Here is a 7,654-nt window from a genome sequence, read left to right as displayed (position 1 = left end):
CAATACATGTGGTGAAATCGGCTCCTTTACCTTTCTTTCGCAGGAGGGCGGCTTAAAAAGAGAAAATTCCATTGAATGTCAGATCGGCTCCCGTCTGCTGGAAAAGCGCTTTGGCATGGTCTTTGACAGAAGCGTCCAGCCGGATGCTTCCCTTATTGGGGATATCATAGATTATATTGCCCCTCCCCTTGCCTCCTGCATCAACAACATTGCCGCACTGCTGGACTGCAGGACTATTGTTTTGGGCGGTATTGTTTCCGATGTGCTGGGCCCCCGGCTTGCAGACCGTATTCAGCAGGAATTGCGCAATCTCTCCCGCTTTGAATATGTTTTCAGACGCCAGACATCTCCTGAAACAGGGCTTGTGGGCATTTCCTCCCTGATCACCGAGCAGAAAATTTCAGACCTCCTCACCTCCCAGAGCCGGTGAGCAAAGCACGGGTTACAGCCCGATGAGTGCGTCAAAGGTTCCCACCATGTTCAGGCGGCCGTATCCCGCTGATGTCAAGTTATTGTCAAGTCATTTTGTAAGAAAAGTCAGGACTTCCCCTGACTTTTCCACACTAAAATGTCACTATAATCTGACCCGGTTATCTACCTCAGCAAATCCCATATTGTCATCTCATTTGCCCGGACTTTAGAAATCCTCCTGTACTCGTGCAGTGCATTTATTAAAACCTGCATATCTGAAAAGTATTCTTTCACAAAATCATAGCTTTTCACATTCTTATACTTTAACGTTGATTTACAATAAGTACTGGGCTTCAATCTTGGGTTTTTTCTTGCTTCCTTCTCATAATCTCTATACCTGCCTTCATTACAAATAATCAGCTTTTCAATTTCTGGTGCTGTTATTACATTTTTCACATCTACTTTATGCTCATATGCCTTACTCAGACTAAATTTTTCGCTGCGGGAATCCAAGATACGATAGATTGTAATTTTCTCCGCAAATCCTTTTCGCAAATATCTTTCTTCAAACTCTCTGGCACTTCTGCTTCTCAAAACCTCTTCCTCAATCAGATCCTCCCGCTCAAAAATTAGTTTATGATTATCAAGAAGCAAATCTAATATTGCCTTTTCCGCGCCGCCCTCACAAATACACGCTATATATTTTCCCATACGAAGCCCCCTTATTTTATACTCATCAGCACTTTTTTCAGTGCCATGTAAGCTTCGTATGTCGGTACGGTGCCTCCCAAATAATCACTGTCATAAATTTCACTTTTTTTGATATCATTCCTTTTCAAAATTTTAGATATATTTTCCGCACTGATTCCTGCCTTATTTCTTACCACATATATTCCATCATTTCTATCAAACTCGTCTAGCAATTCGGAATAATGCGTTGAAAAAATGAGAGTGGCGCCATTCTTGTTTACATTTGCATCCATAAAAAACCGAATTAACGTAGCTACAATTTCTCTGTTAAAATGATTTTCTATTTCATCAATGATCAAGTACCCTCCCTCCATAAAGGCAATCGCTGCACTCATAAACACGCCCAATCCCTTTATCGTTCCTGAAGACAGATAATTTTCCAGAGCTATTGGAGAATTAATGCCAATCTCTTCTTTTCCATAAAATTTCAGTCTGATATCTACTTTTTTTTCTTTTAGCAGGCTGCATTCAAGATACTCTATACTTGGATCTAAAAAAGTTAAAAGTTCTTTCGGAAATCTTCCAAGTACATTCAGAATATTATGATCTGTCCATTCCAGCATGTCATAGATAGAAAGACTCATATTTTTTTTCTTATTTTCTGCAACAATGATACTGACATCATCCATTAAATATTGCTCATTTTTATTTCTTTTTTCCTTTAAATCCGAATCGCTGAAATCAAAAATACCCTTCTTCGTTCTTATTTTACTGCTCTCTTTCGACCATAATTTTTCATCCTGAATGATTAATTTTTCGCTTCCATCCACAATGTTCACTCTTTTTTCGATAGAAGTCTCCAGCTTATTTACATAAAGTCCGTCAAAAAAGAATGACGTAATAACCACTTGTTGATTATCTTCCAAATCATTCAAAATTGTTTTCGATTGAATATTGTTTATGGACTCATTATTCAGCATTTTCATGACAAAAGAGATTGCTTTCAATATTGTTGTCTTTCCAGAAGCATTAATGCCTACAAAAGAAATGGCTTTATTGACATAAACATTTGAAAACACATTGGCAAGCCGTTCTTTGTCATCATCATCAACTCTCTGCTGCGCTACAAAGTCTATATCCAGCATATCCTCAAAATGCGGCAGCCCTTTTATTGTTAATTTCAAAAGCTTCATAGCAACCTCCTCATTTATTTTCGAATATTTTGTTTTTATATTTATATTATAACCATTTTTTCTCATGATTTCAATTTGTAATTACATTATTTTCGTTTTTATTTAACACACTTATTACCACGCCCAGCATCCACACGGAAATTCCATTCTATCTCAACCCGCTTATCCTTGTAAACGTACACATTTTTGATAAAGGTATCGGCTATCTGCTGCGTTAATTCTTCCATATGCCAATACCGACTGCTCCGCTCCCTGTCACCTTCTGCTTTTTGGTATTCCTTTTCCAATGCGGCCAGGTTCTCACTCAGCTTCTTGGATTGCTTCTGATACTCTGCCTGGCCCATCGCGTCAAGGGCATAGCTTTCATACAGGGCATTCTTTTTTGCCTGTATTTGCATCTTTTCCTGTCTGCATTCTTCCAGCTTCGTCTTTGAAAGCCGGCCAGCTGCCTGCTGAAAGGATGACAGTAGTTCACGCTGTCTCACGCCATCTCCCCAAAGCAGCAGTTCCTTATTCAGCAATGTGAGCACCGCCTCCTCCAGCAGATCAGCACGTATATAGGTACAGCAGTCTGAAATCTGCAGCAGCGCATGTTTCCCACACTCAAAACGTCTGCAGCAGTTCTTTTGGCAAAAGGGCTTGTAGACCATTGCATATCCGCATCCGCCGCAGCGCAGCCTGCCTGTAAGTGGATGTTTTCTGCGATTCTGTTTTGCAGTGCTTTTTCTCTTTGCAGAATTGTCCTCTCCAAAAGACGATACCCGCTCATAGATATCCTCTGAAATAAGAGCCTCATGGTGATTCCTTATCACCTTCCACTCCTCCCTGGGCACCGCAATGCCCTTCCGGCTTCCCACCGACCTCCTGAGCGTTTTTCCATATGCCATTTCCCCCAGATAAAATCGGTTGTTCAGTATGCTTCTGACCGCCTGCGGGCTCCATGTATGTACCTTATCATCCATATTCATTTTTTCCGGCCTGCGCATCTGCGTGATAGTTGGCACGTTTTCCTGATAAAGCTGCTTTGCGATCCAGGTACTGCCTTTGCCCTGCATTGCAAGGGCGAAGATGTAGCGTACGATTTCCGCCTCCTTTTCATTTACAATGAGGGCATTTTTTACCTCCTTGCTTTTCTCATACCCAAAGGGAACCTGTCCAAAAGCATATTCGCCCTTTGCGCACTTATTTTCCAGAGAGGTCTTAACCTTTACAGAGATATCCCTGCTGTACAAATCATATAAAAGAGTCTGAAAAGCCGTGTCGAGCTGTATCGTGCTCCCGCGATGCTCTCTGCTGTCATAATGGTCATTGATTGCAATAAACCGGATGCCCATAAAGGGAAATATCTGGTTTAAATAGGTTCCCATCTCGATATAATCCCTGGAAAAACGGGACATATCCTTTACAATGATGCACCCGATATGATCTGCCCTTACCTCCTGTAGCAGCTTCTGCATACCCGGTCTGTCCATGCTTGTTCCCGAGCAGCCATCATCACAAAATTCCACGGCCTCATAGCCGCTTAATTCAGAATCGCCCTGTATGTATTGCTGTATCTGCTTTCTCTGATTGCTGATGCTGTTGCTCTCATCTCTTCCAAAGCCGCTTTCACCGATGTTTCCATCCTCTAAAGATAACCTCAAATAAATTGCCAGACGCTTCACTCTGCTTCATCCCTCCTGGACGCCGTAAACGCAAATTTGACCTCTATCCGTTTTCCCGGATACACATAAATTTCTGCAATAAAGGCTTCTATCATATCCTTTGTAAGCTCCTTTGCATTTTTCATCTCTATCAAGGCCTTCATCTTCCCAGGGTATTCTTCCGACATTTTCTCTAAGGCTTTGATTTCTCTCTCATATTCCTCTTTCTGTTTTCTGAAATCCGCCAGCCACTCCTCCCGCCCCGTTTTGAAGGCCGCATACTCTTTTGGGGAAATTTGGCCTGCCCGGTAATCCCCATAAGCACAGCCTTCCTCCTCGCATAAGCGTCTGATTCTCCCCTCTATGACTTTTAAGGATGCCTTTGACCTTCTGATGCTTCCCTCCAGAGTGTATTTTCCATATTTTCCACAGCTCTTTTGAGAATTTAAAAATACCGCCAGTTCCATACGGATAAGGGACAAAATAATATCCCCCAGCTCTTTTTTGGAGATACGGTTAGATTCCGGGCAGGATGCAGCCTTTGTCTGTCCGCTGCCGGGACAAAAATATCCCTCCTGCCGCACTTTCTCTCCCTTGGCACATTGCCTTACACGGCTGCTTCTTGTCATTTTCCTGCCGCATACTCCACAGTACAGCACCCTGTGAAAAATATTTTCTTCAATGGGACAGTCCTTTGCTGGATGCTTATGGGCCGCCGTTCTTTTTTGTATTTTCTGTCGAACCTCTCCCGCTTTGTCATACAGCTTTTTATCAATCAGCGGCTCGTGTGCCTGTTTTATCACAATCCACTCTCCCTTTGGCTTATCAACACGGTTTTTCTCATCCCTGGCGGTTATGCTGGTCTTTCCCTGTACTAAGCTTCCCACATAGGTTTCACTTTTCACGATTCTTTCAACCGCACCTTTGTCCCAGCCTTTGTACTCTGCCTCCTTCCCGGTGAAATATGCTTCCCTGGTTTTTTGGTACACACCCGGAGGATTCATGCGCCTGCGGTTCAATTCATGGGCAACCGCAGAATAGCTTTCCTTTTCAATAAATTTCTCATAAATGAATCTGACAAGTTCTTTGGTGTTCTCATCAGGTATCAGCACCCGGCATTTCCCCTTCCATTCAGCCATATAGAGGCGCCCCGCCCACATAAGAGCCTTCTATCCTTCTTTGCCTCAGATGCAGCCTGGCCTTTTGTGAAAACTCCTTTGCATACATATCGTTTACAAGGTTCTTAATTTCAGAAGCCATTTGATGGTTCCCACAGTTTTCCATTCCGGTGTCATAGCCATCCGCAACAGCAATAAAACGCACTCCCAAAAAGGGGAATATTTTTTCAATGTAATTTCCAGCCTCCAGATAATTTCTGCCAAACCGTGACAAGTCCTTTACAATGACACAGTTGATCTCTCCAAGCCGGATATCCTCCATCATCTGCTGGAAACCCTCTCTCTCAAAATTGCTGCCAGTCTTTCCCAGATCGGTGTAGCACCGGATGATATCAATGGCTTCTTTGCTTTTCTGACTGTTAAATTCTTCCACAAATTTTTCTGCTATTTCAATCTGCGTCTTTATGGATTCCATTTTCCGGGCTGGTTCACAATCCCTCTTCCCACAGCCTTCTTTTCCCTGACTGGATGAAAGCCTTGCATAAATACCGGCCCTGTAGCGTTTTTTCTTCCCTGAAATTTCCGGTCTGCCGCACTCACTCTTCCTCCATGAGGCGCCTCTCTTTGAAAGTCTGCCCATTCCTATGCACTCCGTTCTGCCGATACCGGTCCATATAATAAAATTCAATTTCCACCCTCTGATTTTCAAATACAGAAATCCGCTTTACCATTGTGCAAAGGGTATGGCGGTCTATTTCCTTCAGCTTAGGGCAATCCTGCAGGGCCTTCAGTCTTGCCGCCGAAAGAACGCCGTTTTGAAGCAATTCCCTGCGCATAAGCTCCTGCTTTTTTAACGCTTCCCCAATCTCTTTGGCTTTCCGCTTAAATTCTCTGTAAAGCCGCTCAAATTCATCCTTTGTGAGTATTCCTTCCCTCAAATCCTCATGCAGCCTAAAGCAGAGAAAGCAATATTTATCCTGCTCTCCCTTCAGCCTCGTAATTTCTGTATCACAATGGGCCATAGGCTCAAAATTGATTTCCATTTCTGCGGCCTTTTCATACAGCCCCTTTTCTTCCAAAAAACAATTTGCAAATTTCCTGACCGCCTCCAGCACAATCTCCTTTAACTGCTCCTGGCCAATACTGTGCCTGCTGCAGCCTTCCCCACGATTTTTGGTGGAACAGATATAATACACCTTCTGCGTATTTTTGTAACGATTCACTCGCCTTATCATCTGCTCGCCGCAGTCGCCGCAGAATAAAATCCCGGAAAAAGGACTTTGTCTCCTGGACACAGGACTTATCCTGGCATCTGCCTTTAATAAATTCTGAACCACCTCAAAATTGTCCCTTGAGATAATAGGCTCCTGTGTATTTTCCACCTGAATCCAGGCTTCCTTGGGCTTTTTTACGCTCTTTTTGATTTTATAGTTGATTTTCTCCGTTTTTCCCTGCACCATATGTCCAAGGTACATTTCATTTGTCAGGATTCTCTTCACCGCAGCGCTGCTCCACTTAGCTGTGGCCGCGCCGGAAAAACCGCCCCTGTAATTCATCCCTGTTGACTTCTTATACTCCTTCGGCGAAAGAATGCCCAGATCGTTTAGTTTGTCCGCAATAGCCGAAACTGCAGCCCCCTCTATCTTCCATGCAAAGATTCTCTTTACAACCTCTGCCGCATATTCATCCACAACAAGCCTGTTCCTGTTATCCTTTGCTTTTTTATATCCGTAGAGCGGAAATGGGGCGATATATTCGCCGTTCCTTCTCTTTACCTCAAACTGGCTCTTCACCTTTGTAGAAATATCCCGGCAATAGGAATCGTTGATAAAATTCTTGACCGGAAGAACAATGCCGCTTTCCCCAGCATCTGCGTGAAAACTGTCAAAATGGTCTGTAAGTGCAATAAAACGCACTCCAAGAGCCGGAAAGATTTTCTGAATATATCTTCCGGCTTCAATATAGTCACGCCCGAAACGGGAAAGATCTTTTACAATGACACAGTTGATCCTTCCCCCTTCCATGTCGCTTATCATTCTTTTAAATTCCGGCCGATCAAAGCTGCTGCCGGAAAATCCATCGTCAACATAAACATCATACAGCTCAATATCCTGCTGCGCACGGATAAAGGCTCTGATCAGTTCTCTTTGATTTTTGATGCTGTTGCTCTCGGATTCCAGGCTGCTCTCCTTGTCCTCCCTGGAAAGACGCAGGTACATAGCCGCCAGGAAAAGCCTGCCGCCCATTATAGCACTCCCGCCATATGCCGCAGATATTCCTCCATTTTATCATCTATGCTGGGGCCTTCTTTTTGAAATTTCACCTTTACCACAAAATCACCCACACGGTGAACGTAAATATTATTGGTCTGTCTGGCAAATGAGGACAGTTTTTCTTCAATCGGCAGCTTAGTGTCAATATGGATATCTCTTATGTCAGTCAGGGTGCTTCTATCCACCGTGCGGATATCCACAGACGCCATTTCATCCAGCTCTTTTTGGGTTATATTTAACATCTGATGCCGCTCCCACAGTTTTCCTCTTTCCTCATTTTATTACTGTCACAGATTGTCCTATGCCTGGACTTCCCTTTCCTCCAT

At 43.4% G+C, this 7,654-nt stretch carries 8 protein-coding genes; 1 reads left to right on the top strand and 7 read right to left on the bottom strand.

The window, feature by feature from the left end:
* The coding region (locus AC1WIP_RS08395; RefSeq protein ID WP_481141420.1) for a hypothetical protein at nt 1–430 on the top strand (430 nt) is incomplete at its 5' end.
* A 164-nt stretch (nt 431–594) separates the two neighbouring features.
* Here AC1WIP_RS08395 and AC1WIP_RS08390 read toward each other — a convergent pair.
* The 7 genes from AC1WIP_RS08390 to AC1WIP_RS08360 all read right to left on the bottom strand — a co-directional run bounded on the left by AC1WIP_RS08390 (nt 595) and on the right by AC1WIP_RS08360 (nt 7,570).
* Nucleotides 595–1,122, bottom strand: coding sequence for a hypothetical protein (locus tag AC1WIP_RS08390; protein ID WP_481141419.1), 528 nt, complete (start codon nt 1,120–1,122; stop codon nt 595–597).
* Between the two features lie 11 nt (nt 1,123–1,133).
* A complete protein-coding gene (locus tag AC1WIP_RS08385; protein ID WP_481141418.1) occupies nt 1,134–2,294 on the bottom strand; it encodes an AAA family ATPase in 1,161 nt (386 codons plus the stop codon).
* Nucleotides 2,295–2,392: 98 nt separating this feature from the next.
* Nucleotides 2,393–3,958, bottom strand: a complete 1,566-nt coding sequence (locus tag AC1WIP_RS08380; protein ID WP_481141417.1) for a recombinase family protein — start codon at nt 3,956–3,958, stop codon at nt 2,393–2,395.
* Entirely contained in the window at nt 3,955–5,076 is a 1,122-nt protein-coding gene (locus AC1WIP_RS08375; protein WP_481141416.1) for a recombinase family protein, read from the bottom strand. The genes AC1WIP_RS08380 and AC1WIP_RS08375 overlap by 4 nt, the downstream gene beginning before the upstream one ends.
* Nucleotides 5,069–5,695 (bottom strand): recombinase family protein, encoded by a 627-nt coding sequence (locus tag AC1WIP_RS08370; protein WP_481141415.1) that lies wholly within the window; start codon nt 5,693–5,695, stop codon nt 5,069–5,071. Before AC1WIP_RS08370 ends, AC1WIP_RS08375 begins: the two co-directional genes overlap by 8 nt.
* Nucleotides 5,652–7,301, bottom strand: coding sequence for a recombinase family protein (locus tag AC1WIP_RS08365; protein ID WP_481141414.1), 1,650 nt, complete (start codon nt 7,299–7,301; stop codon nt 5,652–5,654). Before AC1WIP_RS08365 ends, AC1WIP_RS08370 begins: the two co-directional genes overlap by 44 nt.
* The gene (locus AC1WIP_RS08360; protein WP_481141413.1) at nt 7,301–7,570 is read right to left on the bottom strand and encodes a DUF6870 family protein; all 270 of its coding nucleotides are present in this window, start codon (nt 7,568–7,570) and stop codon (nt 7,301–7,303) included. Before AC1WIP_RS08360 ends, AC1WIP_RS08365 begins: the two co-directional genes overlap by 1 nt.
* Nucleotides 7,571–7,654: the final 84 nt, after the last annotated feature.

It is taken from the genome of Acetatifactor sp. (genome assembly GCF_982438285.1).
The sequence above is the reverse complement of the archived record's forward strand: the minus strand, read 5'-3'. Positions and strand labels throughout refer to the sequence as shown.

Coding starts and splice junctions, on each gene's coding strand:
- AC1WIP_RS08390 (WP_481141419.1), bottom strand. CDS start 1,122: ATGGGAAAATATATAGCGTGTATTTGTGAGGGCGGCGCGGAAAAGGCA.
- AC1WIP_RS08385 (WP_481141418.1), bottom strand. CDS start 2,294: ATGAAGCTTTTGAAATTAACAATAAAAGGGCTGCCGCATTTTGAGGAT.
- AC1WIP_RS08375 (WP_481141416.1), bottom strand. CDS start 5,076: ATGGCTGAATGGAAGGGGAAATGCCGGGTGCTGATACCTGATGAGAAC.
- AC1WIP_RS08370 (WP_481141415.1), bottom strand. CDS start 5,695: ATGGGCAGACTTTCAAAGAGAGGCGCCTCATGGAGGAAGAGTGAGTGC.
- AC1WIP_RS08365 (WP_481141414.1), bottom strand. CDS start 7,301: ATGGGCGGCAGGCTTTTCCTGGCGGCTATGTACCTGCGTCTTTCCAGG.
- AC1WIP_RS08360 (WP_481141413.1), bottom strand. CDS start 7,570: ATGTTAAATATAACCCAAAAAGAGCTGGATGAAATGGCGTCTGTGGAT.